The organism is Parapedobacter sp. ISTM3 (assembly GCF_016533505.1).
In the GTDB taxonomy this organism is placed as follows: domain Bacteria; phylum Bacteroidota; class Bacteroidia; order Sphingobacteriales; family Sphingobacteriaceae; genus Parapedobacter; species Parapedobacter luteus.
The window spans coordinates 545,588-564,629 of sequence record NZ_JAENGN010000001.1 but is presented as its reverse complement, the minus strand read 5'-3'; the positions used below and the strand labels follow the sequence as shown (position 1 = coordinate 564,629).

Sequence of the window (19,042 nt, the reverse complement as noted above, 5' to 3'; positions counted from 1 at the left end):
TAGTTTTTTAGAATCTAACGCTTGCCCCAATCGTAAAGGTCCGGTTTACCGGATAATTATAGAAGTCGATGCTACTTGTCGAAGCGCCGCCGGATGCACCCGGGCGTTCCGGATCGACATTTTGGAGACCGGTAAACGTCAGCAGGTTATAGCCACTCACGTAAGCTCTCAAATTCTTCACGCCTATTCTTGATAGCAATTTATCCGGGAATGTATATCCTATTTCAGCAGTTTTCAAACGCATGTAGGATGCATTTTGAATACCATTCGTTCCCGTACGTCGGCCATCACGACCGGTGACCGGATAATACCCGGGAATCCATTCAGTATCCGGATGAAAATAATCCGCGTTGGGGTCAGCAGGACGCCACCGGTCCATGAACCAGCTCAATGTATTTTGTCCGCCGAATGGTAAGGCTTCAGTAAGCACCTCCGCATATTGTACGTAAACACCATTTGCTCCTTGAAAGTCCAATGCGATATCAATGCCTTTCCACGAAGCGCCCAATGAAATACCGTAATTAAAAACGGGAAGTCCGTACGTGGCAATGGGATGTTCATCGTTACCATCAATTACACCGTCTTCGTTCCAGTCAACCAACCACCAGTCGCCGGGCAACGCATTCTGTCCCATCGGACGTTCGAAATTACGGATGTCTTCAATATTGGTAAACATTCCGCCCGATTCCTGCCCCCACCAGATATTGGTGTATCGGCCGCTGGTGCGGTTTCTCCAATAATCATATGAATTACCTGCTGGCGTCTCAAGCCAATCCGTCCGCATATGTTTGGTAGCGGAAACCTGTCCCCTGACGTAGTACGAAAGATCGCTGAACCGGTTTCGGTAATCCAGTGACACTTCATAACCGAAGTTACGGTCGCTGTTCAGATTTTCCTGTGGCAAGCTTGCGCCCACCGTGCCAGGAATTACAGCAGCACTAGTCGCCAATAGGCCTGAACGATCACGCCTAAACACGTCAATCGTACCATTCAACTTGTTTTGCAGCAATCCGAAATCTAAACCAAGGTTATAGGATTTAATGCGATACCAGGTTAAATCGGGGTTTGGAATACTGGACGGTGAGACACCACCAGTCAACGTACCATCGTAAAACCATCCGATTTCATTGCCATTCAAGTTATAACCCGTTCTTGGCGGGTAGTTACCTGCCGAACTGTCATCGCCCATCTCACCGTAGGAGCCTCTTAACTTAAACTCGCTAAGAAATGCCAAATTATCTTTTATGAAGTTCTCTTCGCTGATACGCCACGCTGCGGAAACACTTGGAAAAAAACCATAACGACTTCCTTCTGGGAAACGGGATGAGCCATCGTAACGGAATTTGAACGCAAACATGTACTTTCCTGCATAGTTATAATCCAGCTGGCCTATCAATGATTTACTGGCCCGGTCGCCTATATCTCCACCAACAGCACGCTGATTTTTATCTTCTCCCGCAAATAGATATTCCGAATCAACCATTAGCTCGCGATACGCGCTGAAGCTATCCCAACTGTTGTACATTTCTTCATAAATCAGGAAGTTATTGAAGTTGTGGGCACCAAACGATCGATTATAGAACAACCCCAACTGCATGTCCGTATCAAAGTTGAAATTTGCGCCTCTTGTCACGTCTGAAGGGGTATTTCGCTGGATAGGCGCATACGTATCATCATCCGGATTGTAACGGAACAAGGTGTAAGCACGTTTGTAATTTTTATAATCAGGTAGTCCGGCCGTGTAGTCGTATAATCCCTTTGCAGACAGCCCTTCTACACCTGGGATATCATACTGCAGCGTTAACGTTCCGTTGAATCGGCGATTTCGGTTTAAATTATACCCCACATAATCGGCATCAGTCTGAACAATCATGTTAGCGCCTTCATTCAGGTACTGTGAATCGCCGTTGGGATAAGCCGGGTTATCGTTCGCATAAAAAGCTGCATCGGGCCGAGCCAACCAAGATAGCTTGTACGTTGACCAACCTGTGCCGTTCGGTTGCGTGGTATTATCCATAATCCCGCCCAACGAAACCCTTGCAGTCAGTCTTTTGGTAATCTGGGCATCCACATTGGCGCGCATATTCCAGCGTTCTGAATGATAATCGCCGCTTTTGTACGAGCCTTCCTGTTTTAAATACCCTAAAGTGAAGTAATAACGCAATTTCTCACTACCCCCATTCACGCTGAGGTTGTTTTCAAATTGGGGTGTAGTTTTTCGGAATACCTGATCCATCCAGTTGTATGACTGTTTGGTACCATCAAGGTAGGGCTGAAAAGCTTCTTCTGCAAACATCGGATTTTGACGAACCAAATAGTTTTTACCGAAATCCTGCCAATTTTGCTCATTCCTCAACGTCATGTAATCGATCGCATTTACACTTTCAGGAACATAAAGAAACTGCTGCATGGTACTGCTGGTCGTGAAATTTATATCTACTTTTCCATCTTGTGCCGTGCCGCTTTTGGTGGTTACAAGAACAACCCCATTGGCAGCGCGCAAACCATAGATAGCCGCTGTACCGTCTTTTAGTACCGAGACGCTTTCTATTTCTTCCGCGCTCATGCGCGCGAAGTAGTCTCTATCTCTGGGAATCCCATCGATTACAAACAACGGATCACCCATCCCACGAATGTCAATTTGCGTATCGTATGCACCTGGTGCGCTACTGCGCTGAACCACACGTATCCCTGGAACTTTCCCCGTAAGCATGTTGAGCACGTTTTCGTTTTTTGTACGAATCATATCATCGCCACTAATCGTAGACACCGCGCCGGTCAGCGTTGCCTTTTTCTGGCTGGTATACCCAACCACAACCACCTCGTCCAGTTGCCCTTCGTCATTTTCCAATTGAACGTCTATGGCAGTTCTGTTGTCAATCTCTTCGGTAAGCGTCATTCTACCGACATATTGAAAGACAAGCGTCGTTGTTTCAGCAGACACTTCGATACGATAAGCGCCTTGGTCATCCGTTGATGTGGCGCGTTCGCGTCCGGCGGCCGTATTGGCTGTAACGCTCACACCAGCCAGTGCTTCGCCGGTTTGCGCATCGGTAACCCGGCCGTGTATGGTCCGTGTTTGCGCAAGCCCATGCATAGCAGCAAGCATGATAAATAAAAATAGGTATGTTATTTTTTTCATCCCAAAATAGATAATTGGTTAAATAATTGCTGATTAGGTAGTACCTGGACACCGACATCCATGTCGGCAATTATCCGGCAAAGTCTTACATCGTCAATAGTGACCTATGTCGGAGGTGGATCATTGTTGGTTAGTTTCATTGCTTTGGTTTTACATTCAGATCATTGGGCACTTGGCTAAGCCAACTGATTTAATTGGTCATTCAAATTCATTTCAAGATTAATCCCGAAGGCATAATAAAGCATTAACAAAGCATTAACAGACCCATATAAACGGCTACCACAAACACAAAAAACTCATTATCAGCACCATAAACACCAATTCATTTTTGCATTAATATGCCATTAAATCTTTCCGGATTTATGCTGGGCTATTGCACCAGCAGACTGCGATAGGTTTTCGCAATCAACGCAACAATTTACTGCAGCTGGGAAAGTACCATCCTGTAGTCCTTGCCGAACTCTTCACCATAGATCTGGCGGTATTCGTTGCAGAAGTTTTCAAATGTCTGGGTAGCCAATGAGTGATTGCCCATACACGCCAGTGCCTTGCATTTGATGGTCATTGCCTCTTCGTGGACGGGATCAAAATAGAAAATATAGTTGGCAAGCTCGACCATAAACTCTGGGTCTTCTGAAACTTGTACACGTTCGGCGAACCGCATGTACGTATTTATCACTTGAATGGAGACTTCCGCCTTAAATGAGTCCAGCCATTCGTAATCCGTTTCGGAAAGGAAACCACCCCGCTGGACAATAACCGACAGCTCCTTGACACGTTCCTTATCCAATGTGCTTTTGCTGGTTACGATAGCCAAATAATCTTTGTAGTCGATGTAAATGTCATCATCGGCATCGAATCGCCAATACCCCGTCTCTTTAGAAATTTTCGCACGCCCCATACGTTCTAGTACGGCATTGATTTTGGCAATGTTGACCGATCGGTTGTTCCGGGCACTTTCGGCCGATTTATCAAACCAAAATTGTTCGGTCAATTTTTCAGAACTAATACCCCGCCCCCAACGAATAGTGTGCAATAAGACCACCAAAAACAGCTCTTTGATAAGCGGCGTGAAATTACGCGTAATATCGGTCCCTTCAGTATCAAACAATTGCAAATCGCCTCCAAAAAGGAAAATACTGTTTTCATACCGTTGTCTTTCCAGGGGTGTGGATAGGCGCAGCTGTTCTTCAAAAGGTCGATCAACTGTCGATTTAGAACCGACAGGAGGAGTCTTCTTCTTGCGCCTCAGCAGGTATATACCAGCTAGCGTCAATAGGCCAAGTCCAAGTCCAAGATAGGCGATATTTTGGGAAAACCAATCTTTTTGCGAACCATCCTTCGCCATAATATGAGGAAGCGGCGGACTGTATAAGGAATAGATTTTAGCTGTGGTAAGGTCTTTTTCATCATGGTATAATGTTACTGCCGCAAACCGCTTACTATCCGGACAATAATACAAATCTGAGAATGAGCGAATATCGTGGAATAGATAGGGTATCGCTCCCCCGAGTTTCTTTAATTTCGGCTTAGCCAATGAGCCCGCAACCAATTGCAGATTTGCATTGTATTGGTGCTTAGGAAACATCAGTCCATAATATTGATTGGTAGCTTCGTCGATCACCAACGAATTAGCCCACACAAAATCATCCTCCCCGGGTTCGAGTTCGTATTTTTTTGTGAGTGTCCGGTTTTCAGCATCAAAAAAAAGTAGGTCATACAAGTTGCGGGGATTGAGCATTTGTTGGCCAGAGACACTTCCATAGCCGCCGAGGATGTACGCCCCATCTGAAGTGGCTCCCAAGGCCGCGAGATACCGTGGAATCAACGGATCGCCTGTCGGTTCGATACGGTGCCATGTCCCCCTCAAACTGAATTGATGGATTTCATTTTTGAATAGAAAATGTCCATATCCCCCAACAAAATACAAGCTGCTGTCTATCGCCGAATAAAACTTATTGAAATGAAGGTAGCTCGTCCCCACTCCGGGGTAGTTGAAATTTTCCGACCAACGCAGCGAAGCGAAATCAAAAACCGAAACCGTACGCTGATCAATACATATATTCAACAGTCTGTTGTGTACCGTATCAAAAAAAGACTGATTACCATTAATCAACAACAAGGGTCCCGAGGCATATTTGAAAACACTACGCTGCCCGGTCGGCACATGGATTTGCAGCAAGGAATCCCTGCCAACAATGAATACATTTTCAGTTCGGGGATCAAAGGCCGCACTTGCCTGTCCACCCACTTTAACATCCTGGAGCAGCCCCCATTCGTGGTGCAACCGTCTAATCCATTGCGGATTTCTGACTATTGCGGTCATACCCTTCACGACATCTTTAATCTCGGTACCCTCTTCTTCATCCAACGGCCAATGATGGGTAAGACGATCGCCCTGGCGGACTTGAACATCCCGGATTTTCATGGCTGGCACGTCAGTGGTCTTAAACTCTTTATAGTTGTTGTATCCAAATAGTATTTTTAGGCAACCACGTGCCTCAATTGCCAGCTGTTCGCTGAACACTTTGCCGCCACAGGTCAGTGTGAGTTGTTTCGAAACCGCGTCTAACTTGACCGTTATTGGCACCCATTTGTTGAACAATGTGTTAGAGTCGATATTAAATGCGATGTTGGAGAATTTCTCGCCCCTTACGATTTTAAAATGTTTCTCTACGTTGTCAAGCCGATCATATAACAAATCGATATTCGTCTGATCATTGACGATGATTCGTACGACATAACCGAAGTAATCTGAGCGGTTTGGCACGAAGGAGAGGTCAAATGACAATTCGACATCATCTTCGAAGCAGATTTGCCCTCCGTCACTTAGGTCCAGTCCCGTCCGTTGATCCAGTACGGTCTCATGGCTCGCAAAACCTAATCCATATTGCGCATTGAGACGCAGCGGGAATATACCTGTACACCCCACAACGCACCACAAAATCATATGAAGAGTCCACGATCTCAACGCCTATTATAGATTTATAAATTGCATCCAAAAATAGGCAATTTCAACCAATATGCGGTATAATATTATGGATACCCTTCGGGGCTGCGTTTTCCGAAATTAAGTACGTTTCCGCTTCAAGTGACTGTCTAATTGCAATATCTCACCCCCCTTTGTTTTGAAATTTGCGGTTCGATCGCCAAGTCTCAATGTTAAGCGGCCACCTTTTTCGGCTACAATGCGTGCATCCTGCAAGATACCGTCCTCCCAAGTCAGGTCAATGACAAAGCCACCGCGCGCACGCAATCCCTTGACGGAGCCCTGAATGAGCGCCGTGGGCAACGACGGCAGCAAGTGCACCTCAAAGCGAGTGCCTTTTAGCGGCACATGACTCTGCACCAACATCTCGGCGATAGCTGCGGTAGCGCCGAAGTTGCCATCAATTTGAAACGGCGGGTGGTTGTCAAACAGGTTGGGCAACGTCTTCTCGCACAGGAGTACCCCTAGCAGCTTGAAAGCATGGTCGGCATCGTGCAAGCGGTTCCACATGTTGATTTTCCATGCCAAGCCCCAGCCCGTACCGTCGTCTCCCCGCGCTATCAGCGTCTTTTTGGCAGCCGCCGCAAGTTCGGGCGTACCTGTCACCGATATCTGGTTGCCCGGATGGAGGGCAAACAAGTGGGAAGTATGTCGGTGGTGGGGCTCCACTTCGTCATAGTCTTCCACCCATTCCATAACCCGCCCGGTGGTCTCGCTGATGCGGATGGGCGCCAAGCGGGAAAGTGTTTTCAAGCAAGTATTCCGGAAATCTTTGTCGATATTCAGAATCTTCGTGGCAGCAACACAGTTGGTCAGCAAATCATGGATAATCTCAAAGTCCATCGTAGCACCGTATGTAAAGACTGAATGTTCACCATTTGGCAATATAAAAGCATTCTCCGGTGAATAGGAAGGACTTGTCACCAATTTTCCCGCTACAGGTGTTCCGGACGGGGCTTCCACCAGAAAATCGAGAATGAATGCAGCCGCTCCTTTCATCAAAGGGTACGCCCGTTGCCGCAAAAAAGCCGTATCCAGTGTATAGCAATAGTGCTCCCAAGGATGCTGTGCCAACCATGCGGCTCCCATAGGCCAAATCCCCTGTGGCCCATCTGCCGGTGCAGTAAATCCCCAAGCGTCTGTTAGGTGGTGCACCACCCAGCCATCGGCACCGTACAACACCTTAGCGGTACGCTGTCCGGGCTTAACCAGCGACGCCATCAGGTCAACCAGCGGCAAATGCATTTCCGAAAGATTCGTAATCTCCGCAGGCCAATAGTTCATCTGGAGGTTAATATTGGTATGGTAATCCGCGTTCCACGGCGGGTTCATCTGCCACGCCCCCAGCCCTTGCAGGTTGGCAGGCATCGTGCCCGGCCGCGAGCTGGCTATCAACAAGTAGCGTCCATACTGGAAAAATGTCTCCACCAGCAGTGGATCGGGTTGACCCGTTGTTCTTGCCTCTTCCAGTAATTCGTCTGTCGCCAAATGCCAATTCTTCCCGTCCTGTGCGCCCAGTTCAAGCTCCACACGACTATAGTAACGCTGATGTTCGCGAATATGAGCCGCTTTTACGGCTTCATACGATTGCCTCGTCGCGTTGGATATGATGGCAGCGCATGTATCTTCCGGAATACCGGGAAAATCGAGCCCGCCGTCATAGACATGTTCCAAGCCGGGATAATTGGTTGCACCGGCAATATACAAAGTCAGCGTGTCGGCGCCTTCCACCGACAGTACGTGGTCATGAAACCGGGTGTGCCCACCACTGACCACCGCTTTCACCTGTGCCGCAAAACGAAGACCGCGGGCATTGCCATCGCTATCTTTCACCGGCAATCGACCTTTTAACAGCAACGATGCTGCATCTGTTGGATGAGGCGTCGTCTCGGCATCTTGCTGGCGCCGCAAGGTGAACGAATTGCTGATTTTTCCGCCGCCGCTCGCAGTAAACCGGACAATGATGGCATTGAGCTCAGCCGAAGCAAAGCTTTCGCGGGTATACCAAATGCCATTATGTTTGTAGCGTACAGTCACAACACCTGTGGCCAAATCCAGGCTCCGCGTATAAGCGTCTGCCGAAAGGTGCCGCGTGTCGAACCACAACTCTGCAAGCGATTGATAAGGTTTGACTCCCCGAGGGCGCCCCATCATCGTTTGCTCCGCCAACTTCACAGCCTCATTGTTTTTGTCTGCGAATAATAAGCGGCGCACTTCAGGTAGTGTTTCCAGCGATTCCGGATTATTTGGATCCAGTGCATAGCCATCCCACAACGTGCTTTCATTGAGCTGAATCCGCTCATCGGCTACTCCACCGAACACCATGCCTCCCAATCGACCGTTACCAATGGGTAATGCCTCTTCCCACACCTTCGCCGATTGTTTATACCATAGCACGTTGCGGCCGGATGGGCGCTCGCCTGCACTGGAAAAGGAAGCCCTGTCCAGCCATTCAGCGCGGATATCACCCATGCGTGAACTGGCAGGGGCCACCTGCGCCATTACACCTAAACCGCTGAAGCAAAACAAGCCAATAAAAAGATACGCTTTTAATTTCAATAGGATAACCATAGCTGTGTTTATAATGAAGAGCCTGTTTAAAATTCATCTACCAATTTTTGCCATATAAATTTAAACAGGCGTTAACTGCTGCTAAAATAGGCGCTCCCATTAAAAAAAGCTTAACAAAGAATTAACTGGGGCATTCTACCCCCTAAAAATCCGAGAAATTCCATGGTGTCCGATAGGGTCGTGATATCAATAGGTTTGCCGAAGCATGGTCAAACACTTCGTTCTTCGGATCCCACTTTACATCGGCCTGCAATTCATACACAATATTCACCGCATTGCATACCGATGCCGTGCGGTGGCCTATCTCAACATCAGCAACCGGGCGGCTTCTTTTTTTCATGGCGTCTACCCAATCCTGGTAATGGTTGTCACTTTGGTAGAGTGGCTTATCTGTAGGCTTAAGTGTTTGCGCTACTAATGCGGTTGGTGTTGATCGCAGAAACTCCCGGGATACCTCGATGGTTCCCTCAGTACCGATAAATTGCACAGCATTACCCGGCCCCCACTGCCGGTGGTATACCGTCACGCCGTTGGCATATTGAAATGACGCACCCTCTTGCGCCAGGGGATCCTGCGGTGCACGGAAAGACACCGGGCCGGATTCATCCATACCCAAAGCCCACTGCACGATGTCAAACATGTGAGCACCCCAATCGGTCACATATCCCCCACCGAAATTACGGTAGTTCCGCCAGCCAGCCCAATCTTTGTCGTTTTCAATAGGCGGGGCCAAGAAGGGGTGATATCCGCGATAGAGCGACGGCCCGATCCAAGCGTTCCAATCCAAGTAATCCGGTATCAATTGGGAAGGCAAATCACATTGCCGCACTGGCCCGCCGACGGATACGTTTATCTCCTTAATATCGCCGATGTAACCATTTGTGATCAATTCACACGCCTGACGGAAAGGCTTCCATGAACGCTGCATGCTGCCGGTCTGCAGCACCCGTTTATATTTTCTGACGGCATCAACTATCGCCCGCCCTTCGGCGATGGTCAGTGCCAGCGGCTTCTCGCAATAAATATCTTTGCCCATTTTTGCTGCATCAACACACATTTGCGCGTGCCAGTGGTCTGGCGCCGCCACGACCACGGCATCAATGTCCTTTCGCTCCAGTAACTCCCGGTATTGGGCATAGCCCGTTACCGATGTCGCCACCTTCTCCGCATTGGCCCCGGTTGCACGCTCGACAAAACGGGCAAGCCTTTTGGTATCCACATCACTGGCGGCCAACACAAGCGTTTCGGGGCAACGATTGATATCGCCCAACAAACTCATGGCCTGTTTGCCAACGCCGATATACCCCAGCGTAATCCGATCGCTTGGCGCCAAAAATCCCTTACCGCCAAGCACATGCCTTGGCAGCACCGTAAAAGCTGCCGTCCCCAAAGCCATGTTTTTAATAAATGCTTTCCTTTTCATTGTTGTGGTTTCTAACGTTTATCAAATGGTTAATCGTATCCGCTGCAAAACAAACGCTTATTTGTCAAGCTTGGTAAAGATAACACTAAAGTTTGACGTTAAAATAGTATCGCCTCCCCGATGTGGAGTTTTTGTTTTGGAGGGAGGTAAAGGTTTCGGTACATTAGCCTTCATCAATTTATTAAGAGCAATGACAGAATCAACGGTTACCATCATTGGATGGCTTGGATTTATTTTCTGTACGGTAGCCTACCTACTCCTCAACCTAAAAGTGCTCCGGTTTGACCATCCCATTTATCAATCGCTGAACGTGATAGGCGGTGTGGGTTTGGTCATTAGTGCATTTTATTTTGACGACACTCCCAATCTTGCGGCCAACGGCGTATGGGTACTCATCGCATTGTTCGGCGTCGCTCGTTATTCGAAGGCGCTATCCAGGTCACGACGAAAGGATCACGTCAGGAATGCCTAATAGACGGTACGCTTCGGCTTTGTAATCTTTGATTTTTTCATCGAACGCTTTGGCATTTGCCGACACACTCAGATAAAAATAGGCACCATCGACCAGGGCGAAGATCAAGTCGGCCGTGAGGCGGGGATTGTCCACTTCAATCAATCCGGCGTCGTTGCAGCGTTGAATAAGCGCGGTAAGCCGCAACCGCAGCGAATCGGTGAGCTTTCGGTACATTTCTTTCACCTTTTTCTCCCGGAAGGTGAGTGCATAACAACTGTAAAATAAGCCATCGTCGAACAGCTTGTTCCATTTTCTGGAAAAAAGATCATCGATAACCACAGCCAGGGTATCTGCCGAAGGCGGGTTCGTACCCTTCTCAGCCCGATAAATGGTCAGGTATTTCTCCAGCGTGTAGTCGATTAACGCATAGGTCAATTCGTCCTTGGTCTTAAAATAGTGAATGATCAAGCTTGGATTGATTTCCATCACCGCCGCAATTTTGGCAATCGATGTATTTTCCAGCCCTTCTTTTTTGGCAACCTTATAGAATACCTTGATGATTTCTAACTGTCGAATCTCCTTTAAGCTTTTCCTTCCCATAAAACGGTGTTAATAGCCGTTACGAAAATACAAAATTTGGACTTACCCTACTTCTATTTTTTATTAATTGCATATTCATTCAATATTTAAACCACAGAATTTCAACCAGCCATCAGCCAGTGTTCCTGTACAACGAACTTTGGCCACGGCTAACAAGCGTTTTCCGTTTCCAATCAATTCATTTAACGAATAGATAACATTTCGATTAAAGCCAGTTCATAGCACAAAATCACTTTTGTTTATTGACTAAATGTTCAATTAATATATACAAGAATCAAAAAGGTAAATTATGAAAAAACAACGACATTGGGACAACGCTTGGAGGCTGGTTTCCCAAAGCTGGGGCACCATCTTTTTGGCGCTGGTATTATTGAAGCCTTTCGATGTATTGGCGCAAAGCCGCCTGGTCGGTAAGGCAACGGATCCGTCCGGCCAGCCGTTGACTGGCGTTAGCGTAGTTGTGCAAGGCACTACCTCAGGCACAGCAACTGACGATGTTGGCCAGTATGCACTCGACAATATTGAGCAAGGCGCGATATTGGTATTCCGTATGGTAGGGTACAAAACGCTGGAATTGCAGTATACAGGTCAAAATCAATTGGATGTCGTATTGGAAGCAGATGCCAGTGACTTAGATGAAGTTATCGTGGTCGGATACGGCACGCAACGGAAAGTGAATCTGTCGGGTGCTGTTGACCAGGTGGACGCGAAAGTATTGGAAAATCGCCCCATTTCCAATACCGCACAGGGCTTACAAGGCTTAGTGCCCAATTTAAACATCCGGTTTGATTCGGGAGCGCCGGGAGCCGCCGCAGATATCAATATCAGGGGAATCACGTCCATCAACGGGGGCGGGCCGCTTATCATGGTTGATGGCGTTCAGGTGAGTTCGGCCGAGCTGAACCTCATCGCACCACAGGATATCGAGAGCATTTCAGTCATTAAGGATGCATCCGCGGCAGCGATTTATGGCGCACGGGCTGCTTTTGGTGTCATCCTGATCACCACAAAGAACGGATCGGTCGCCGGAACAACGGTGAGCTATTCCAATAACCTAACGTTTAATACACCGACGGTAATGGCCAGGAAGATCACCGATCCTTATGTATTTTCCCGGTTATTGCAAACCTCTACGGACAACACGCCCTGGAACAACGTCAACTACAACGACCAGTTTTACACCTATGCCCGCGATCGTTCAAATGATCCATCGATCCCCGGCGTGCGGATCAATCCCTCCGCCACCGGCGAATGGGAGTATATGGGCAACCGCGACTGGGCCCGCTACTTTCTGGATGATTTCAATTTCACGACCAACCATGACCTGGCCATCAGCGGCATGAGCGAAAACCGGAAAGCCCGCTATTACCTCTCCGGCGGTTACAACCGGCAGAATAGCCCGCTCACCCTTGCCGATGATTATTATGACCGGTTCAGCCTGCGGACAAAGGTAGACTATGCGTTGACGGACTGGTTTACGCTGGGCAACAATACATCGATGACCAATGCCAAGCGTAAAACCCCAACGCAGCTGGATATTTTTGAAATCTACAACTTTTTCCCCACGGCTTGGGATATCAATCCAGATGGCACATGGGCAAATACGTCCGTCGGCCGCCAAGCGGCCGCCATCACCGATGGCGGTGAATCAACCCGGGCTACAGAGGCTTTCCAAACCCAGTTTACCACCGAACTTTCCTTTTGGGATCGGCTGTTGAGAGTCAATGCGGACTACACCTACCGCCGCACAAATGAAAACTACAATGCCTACAAGACAAGCTACCTTATCGGATTCGGCCCTGATGATGTCAGGGAAGAAGGCGACAATGAAGCCACAAGAGAAGGTCTGTTCGACACGTACCAAGCATTAAACATCTATGGCACGCTAAACAAGGAAATCGGAGAACATCACCTTTCGGCTATCCTCGGTTACAACCAGGAGAGCTACCGCGGTGAACTCTTCAGAGTCAGCCGTACAGGACTTATTTCCAGCGCATTTCCCACACTTGAACTTGCCACGGGCCAAGCCAACGGTACGGAACGCATCGATACCTATGCGCTACGGGGTGCATTTTTCCGTCTCAACTATATATTTGACAACCGCTATATCGTGGAGTTCAATGGCCGGTATGACGGCTCCTCGCGTTTTCCCAAAGATAAGCGCTTCGGTTTTTTCCCTTCGGGATCGGTGGCCTGGCGCCTGGATCAGGAGCCTTTCATGGAGTCCATCCGCGGCACCGTGAGCAACCTGAAGCTGCGCGCCTCTTACGGCTCGTTGGGTAACCAAAACGTATCCAATTATGGTTATATTCCGTCGATGGCAACAGCGCAATCGGACTACCTGATCGGCGGTGCCCGCCCCAACCACATCTCACCGCCTTTACTGGTCTCACCGAACTACACCTGGGAAAAGGTCAATACGCTGAACTTCGGTGTTGATTTTGGAGTAATGAAGGAAAAGCTTACGGCCACATTTGATATGTATACGCGGAATACGCTGAATATGCTGACGCTGGGTAAACGGCTGCCTGGCGTACTGGGTGCCGCTGAACCCCTTGAGAATGCGGCCGACCTGAAGACACGGGGCTGGGAGCTCTCCTTAGGCTACCGCGACAACTACACCGTCGGTGGAAGCCCGTTTAATCTGGAAGCCCGTTTTGTCCTTTCCGACTCAAAGAGCGAGATTACCCGTTTCACCAACCCTTCGAACGACATCCTGCAGTACTACGAAGGCATGCAACTGGGTGAAATCTGGGGCCTGCAGAGCGACGGCTTCTTTACCAACGCGGAAGAGATCGCCCGGCTTGACCAATCGTCAATCATCCCGTGGGATGCCCTGGCCATCGTGCCCGGCTGGCCCAAGTACAAAGACCTGAATGGCGACAACGTCATCAATAAAGGAAACCTGACATTGGGCGACACGGGAGACCTGTCCGTTATCGGCAACACCACACCGCGCTACCAGTTCGGGCTGGATCTCAACATGAATTGGAAAAACATCGATTTCCGCATGTTCTGGCAGGGCGTCGGCAAGCGCGACTATTACCCGCTGGATTACCTGTACTGGGGGCATTACCAGCAGCCTTACGGCAATACGTTCGAACACCTGCTTGACTTTTACCGGGCCGAAAACGAAACTGAGGCCGAGCGGGCACGGCATTCGCAGGCCTATCTGGACCTGGGCCTAGCTGATCAAAACTTGAACGCACGTTTTCCCCACCTGCAGAGCTGGCTGGCCGATGCCAACCTCGGCACCCGCATTGACGGCGCACGGGGGCTGGCCATTCCACAGACCAATTACTTGCTAAACGCCGCTTATCTGCGCCTGAAGAACCTCACCATCGGCTACACCCTTCCTGCGCGGTGGACAAGCAAAGCGGGTATCTCGCGGATCCGGGTGTTCGCAACCGGCGAAAACGTATTCGAGTTTTCAGAGGTAAAAAAATATTTTGACCCTGAAACGACCAATGCCAACATTAATACGGACCCCACCCAAGATATCGGCCGTAGGGGCAACGGGATGACATACCCCTTCCAGCGCAGTTATTCATTTGGCCTCAACCTTATTTTTTAACCCCAGCATATACAAGCCATGAAACGAATTTCAAACTATCATACCTTTGCCGCAGCAGCACTGCTGTTCCTCTCGTCCTGCAATGACGGCTTCCTTGAGAAATACCCTGAAACGGAGATCGGGCAGGAAAGCTTTTTCAATAATGAGCAGGATTTGAATCTGGCGTCTTTAAGGCTTTATGACTTTCCGTCAGTAGGAGGCTATTATATTTCGGACGCCGTTACCGACAATGCCTGGACAACCGGCAGTGCCGAATTGAAGAACATGATGGTTTCCACGCCAAGTGCGGAATCACTAACCAGCGGATGGGATTGGGAAAAGGTACGCAACTGCAATTTCTTTCTGGAGAATTTCCGCAGAGCGGCCGTAAGCGAACAACGGTTGAACCATTATGAAGGTTTAGGCCGTTTCTTCAGAGCCAGGGCATACGTGGAGAAAGTAAAACGCTATTCTGACGTACCCTGGATTGAACAAACCGTATCCACGGATAATGAAGGCATCCTCTTTGCGGCGCGCGACCCCCGCGAGCTGGTCGTCGGTAAGATATTGGAGGATTACGATTTTGCGATTAACAACATCGACGAGACAGCGCCAAACGGCGCGGTCAACCGTTGGGTAGCCAAAGCCGACTATGCCCGTTTCCTGTTGTACGAAGGCACGTTCCGCAAGTACCATCCCGAACTGAACCTGACTTCATCGGCAGATGCGCTGTTGCAGCGCGCAGTGGAAGTAGCGCAGGATATCATCACGAACGGCGGATTTTTCATCCATAACACCGGTAATCCCCGGGAAGATTACGGCAGCTTGTTTTTCAACACCAACCTCTTTGCCGTTGGCGAAATCATCTTTGCCCGTGACTACGCCCATGAACTGTTGAACGGTGATGTATGGGATACCAGCGACGGCGTATTTGGCAACTACGAGGTTTTCCCGGTGAAAGACCTGGTACAGGCTTACCTGATGGAGGACGGCAGCTTCTATAGTGCGCAACCGAACTATGCGCAGAATGAGTTTGTAGACGAGTTTAAAAACCGTGACCCAAGGATGTACCAAACCCTTGCCTACCCGGGCTGGGAACTGGTGCGCTCAGGCACCTATTTGCAAGGATCCGGGTTGTATGTACAGCAATTGGCCAAAAACTTTTCGGGATACCACCAAATCAAAGGCCTGTACAACACGACAAATTTGCAGGAACGAAACAACATCGATTTGCCATTGTACCGGTTTGCGGAAACCCTGCTCATCTATGCGGAGGCAAAGGCCGAGCTCGGGCAGCTTACCCAGGGAGATCTGGATATCTCGGTGAACATGTTGCGGGCCCGGGCGGGAATGCCCGGCATGACGCTCAACCCGCCGGTAGATCCGGTACAGGCCGCTAAATTCCCGAACGTGAGTTCCCCACAGCGGGCGGAGATTCTGGAAATCCGCAGAGAAAGAAGAATCGAATTGGCTTTCGAAGGATTCCGGCATGATGATCTGATGCGGTGGGAAGTCGGGAAACTGCTTGAAAAAGAGCCTCAGGGCATTTACTTTTCCCGTTTAGGGCAGCACGACCTCAACGGCGATGGCGTACCCGACATCATCCTGCTGCCGGCATCCGAATCCATTCCCGCGCAACGCGAAACCAACAGCCTGGGCGTGCCGTTTATCTATTATCGCGTGGGCACGTTTGCCAATCCGGATGTTTCTGTATTTTTGAGCAGCCCCACGTCCGGCAATGTGCAGGTAGTGGAAAATGCAGGAACTTTTGAAACACCGAAATACTATTACAGGCCGATACCCCAATCCCAGATCCAGCTAAATCCTAATTTAGGGGACCAACTATTCGGTTGGTAAATAACTTTGAAAACAATGAAAAAAACAGCAAAATTACTGACATTGGCGCTGGCGGCACTTTGGGTCGCCGCCTGCCAATCGCCTGAAGCGAAGACTCCGCCAGTTCGGAAAGTTTTGTTCGCGATTGTCGATGGAATCCCCGCAGATGTTATCGAGCGGGTAAATACACCGTGGATAGATAGCGTGGCGGCCCAAGGCGGGTATACCCGCGCATACACCGGTGGCGAAAAAGGGAGCTATTCGGAGTCGCCCACCATTTCGGCGGTATGTTACACCCATTTTGTGACCGGCACGTGGACGAATAAGCACAACGTATGGGATAATGGCATTGCCGCCATCAACTACCACTACCCCACCTTTTTTTGGTACCTCAAGCAGCAGTATCCGGAAAAGAAAATCGGAATATTTTCCACATGGGAGGATAACCGCACGAAGCTTGTCGGAGAAGGCAAGTCCGAAACAGGGGGCATCAAAATGGACGTTCATGTAGATGGGTATGAGTTGGACACGGCGGCATTCCCACATGATCCAGCAAGCCATTATATCCACCTGATTGACGAACGCGTATCGGAAGAGGCCGCACAAGCCATCCGGAATGATGCGCCGGACCTCTCATGGGTGTATTTGCAATACACAGATGATATCGGCCACCAGTTTGGCGACAGCCCGCAGATGGACAGCGCGGTGGTCATCGCTGACCATCAGGTGGGGCGATTGTGGCAAGCAGTCCAATACCGTAAGGATAACTTCAATGAGGATTGGCTGGTGTACATCGTCACTGACCATGGCCGCGATGACAAGGGCTACCATCATGGTGGGCAAACACCCCGCGAACGGGGCATCTGGTTGGCCACCAATGATAAAAACCTAAATACTTATTTCCACGAACGTGAGCCTGCATCGGTGGATGTGCTTCCAACGATTTTGCGGTTCTTGGATGTGAAAGCACCACGGGAGTACCAATTTGAGTGGGATGGCATTCCGCTTTCGGGAAATGTTTCACATGTTTTCAAAACAGCAACATTGCAGGGCGATAGCTTATCATTGGCATGGGAAGCATTGAATACCGAGGGAAATCTCACCGTATGGCTGGCCACAACCAACAACCATGCTTCGGGTGGAACCGACGTATACACGTCGTTGATGGAAGTACCCGTAGCTGCTGGCAGAGCTATCATAGACATCAGTGAGTATCCGTCTGATTTTTACAAGGTGGTGTTGGAGTCTGCCGACCATACCGCTAATCGATGGGTAATACGCGAAAGTACCCGGTGATAGCCTAAGGACGGGAGCACGGAACGAACGTTGTAACGACATAATACGGTGATTGGTAACTTTTCGATATACATAATTTACTTATGTATATCGAAAAGTTATATATTTGCACCATGAGCTCGGCAAAATTATTAAAAGGTACACTTCAGACCATCATCCTGAAACTGCTGGATGACCACGAAAAAATGTACGGTTATGAAATCACCCAGAAGGTGAAGGAATTGAGCGGCGGTGAATTCAAACTTACCGAAGGTGCGTTGTATCCGGCACTGCACAAGTTGGAGGCTGATGGCTTACTGGAAACCAGTACCGAGCTGGTGGACGGACGCATACGCAAGTACTATTCACTATCGCGGGAAGGAAAGAGCGAAGTAAAGGAAAAAATGGGCGAAGCCGCCACGTTTATCGAAAAACTGCAACTGGTGTTGAACCTTAAACCAACCGTATCATGAAGACGTTGATGCCCTATGAAAAGCGATGGATTGCAAAACGATTGAAAATTTACAGCATAAAGTATGCTGAAATATACAACGAAGTATACGATCATATGGTATCAGCGTGCGAACACAAACGCCAATCGGGCGACAATCGTCCAATTCTTTCGCTTTTCCAGGAGGCGATGGATCAGGATATCGGCAGCCACAAGGGCATTGCATGGATGACGGAAGATCGTGAAGCGCTATTGAAGGAACATCTGTTGACGGCACTTAAACAGGAATTTAAAAGTTACTTTGATTCGGCAAAAATACTCTGGGCGTGCGCTGCATACGTCGCATATTTTACGGCAATGCAATCCCTGCAGCTTGATTTGCGCTGGCATTTAATCGTATTGGCCGGGGTATTGGCACTTCCGTTTTGCTATCTGCTGGTTGTCGGCACGAAAAATGGATACTTCCGGACGATCACCCATAAGCGAAAAACATCGTTGGTCAATACGCTGATGATACGGCTCACACAACCCGCCGCGTTGGGCTTTTATGCCGGATTTTTCAGCATACCCCAACTGCTTACGCTGTTTACCAGCGACTCAGAAACTGGTACACAGCTGACGAAAGGGTTCGTCCATTTTTTGGGCCATCCGGGGATGTCCGTACTGATAACCGTTGCGTTGATTTATGTGGCGTCGTTCGTCAAAATCGTCAACACAGATTACCGGAGATTGATTGCTCACGTTTAGC

The 19,042-nt window shown here is 49.0% G+C and carries 11 protein-coding genes; 6 read left to right on the top strand and 5 right to left on the bottom strand.

Annotated elements, in window-relative coordinates:
• Positions 1-7: 7 nt before the first annotated feature.
• The 4 genes from JHJ32_RS02390 to JHJ32_RS02375 all read right to left on the bottom strand — a co-directional run bounded on the left by JHJ32_RS02390 (position 8) and on the right by JHJ32_RS02375 (position 10,125).
• On the bottom strand, positions 8-3,142 hold the full coding sequence (locus JHJ32_RS02390) for a TonB-dependent receptor (protein ID WP_079715045.1): 3,135 nt from the start codon (positions 3,140-3,142) through the stop codon (positions 8-10).
• Positions 3,143-3,560: 418 nt separating this feature from the next.
• Positions 3,561-6,092 (bottom strand): LPXTG cell wall anchor domain-containing protein, encoded by a 2,532-nt coding sequence (locus JHJ32_RS02385; protein ID WP_200119596.1) that lies wholly within the window; start codon positions 6,090-6,092, stop codon positions 3,561-3,563.
• 120 nt (positions 6,093-6,212) lie between these two features.
• Positions 6,213-8,702: a glycoside hydrolase N-terminal domain-containing protein gene (locus JHJ32_RS02380; RefSeq protein WP_200119593.1), complete on the bottom strand. Its 2,490-nt coding sequence runs from the start codon at positions 8,700-8,702 to the stop codon at positions 6,213-6,215.
• Positions 8,703-8,844: 142 nt separating this feature from the next.
• A complete protein-coding gene (locus JHJ32_RS02375) occupies positions 8,845-10,125 on the bottom strand; it encodes a Gfo/Idh/MocA family protein (protein WP_200119591.1) in 1,281 nt (426 codons plus the stop codon).
• 190 nt (positions 10,126-10,315) lie between these two features.
• On the opposite strand from JHJ32_RS02375, the gene JHJ32_RS02370 reads away from it, so the two are divergent.
• Positions 10,316-10,597 carry a hypothetical protein gene (locus JHJ32_RS02370; protein ID WP_079715041.1) on the top strand — a complete coding sequence of 94 codons (282 nt, stop codon included), beginning with the start codon at positions 10,316-10,318 and terminating at the stop codon, positions 10,595-10,597.
• On the opposite strand, the gene JHJ32_RS02365 is transcribed toward JHJ32_RS02370, so the two are convergent.
• Entirely contained in the window at positions 10,565-11,179 is a 615-nt protein-coding gene (locus JHJ32_RS02365; protein ID WP_200119589.1) for a TetR family transcriptional regulator, read from the bottom strand. The two genes, JHJ32_RS02370 and JHJ32_RS02365, sit on opposite strands and share 33 nt — an antisense overlap.
• A 289-nt stretch (positions 11,180-11,468) precedes the next feature.
• On the opposite strand from JHJ32_RS02365, the gene JHJ32_RS02360 reads away from it, so the two are divergent.
• The 5 genes from JHJ32_RS02360 to JHJ32_RS02340 all read left to right on the top strand — a co-directional run bounded on the left by JHJ32_RS02360 (position 11,469) and on the right by JHJ32_RS02340 (position 19,041).
• Positions 11,469-14,753, top strand: a complete 3,285-nt coding sequence (locus JHJ32_RS02360; RefSeq protein WP_200119587.1) for a TonB-dependent receptor — start codon at positions 11,469-11,471, stop codon at positions 14,751-14,753.
• 18 nt (positions 14,754-14,771) lie between these two features.
• A complete protein-coding gene (locus JHJ32_RS02355) occupies positions 14,772-16,589 on the top strand; it encodes a RagB/SusD family nutrient uptake outer membrane protein (protein ID WP_200119585.1) in 1,818 nt (605 codons plus the stop codon).
• Between the two features lie 15 nt (positions 16,590-16,604).
• The gene (locus JHJ32_RS02350) at positions 16,605-17,864 is read left to right on the top strand and encodes an alkaline phosphatase family protein (RefSeq protein ID WP_200119583.1); all 1,260 of its coding nucleotides are present in this window, start codon (positions 16,605-16,607) and stop codon (positions 17,862-17,864) included.
• A gap of 113 nt (positions 17,865-17,977) precedes the next feature.
• Positions 17,978-18,316, top strand: coding sequence for a PadR family transcriptional regulator (locus JHJ32_RS02345; protein ID WP_079715382.1), 339 nt, complete (start codon positions 17,978-17,980; stop codon positions 18,314-18,316).
• Positions 18,313-19,041: a hypothetical protein gene (locus JHJ32_RS02340; RefSeq protein ID WP_200119581.1), complete on the top strand. Its 729-nt coding sequence runs from the start codon at positions 18,313-18,315 to the stop codon at positions 19,039-19,041. Before JHJ32_RS02345 ends, JHJ32_RS02340 begins: the two co-directional genes overlap by 4 nt.
• The last annotated feature ends 1 nt before the right edge of the window (position 19,042 follow it).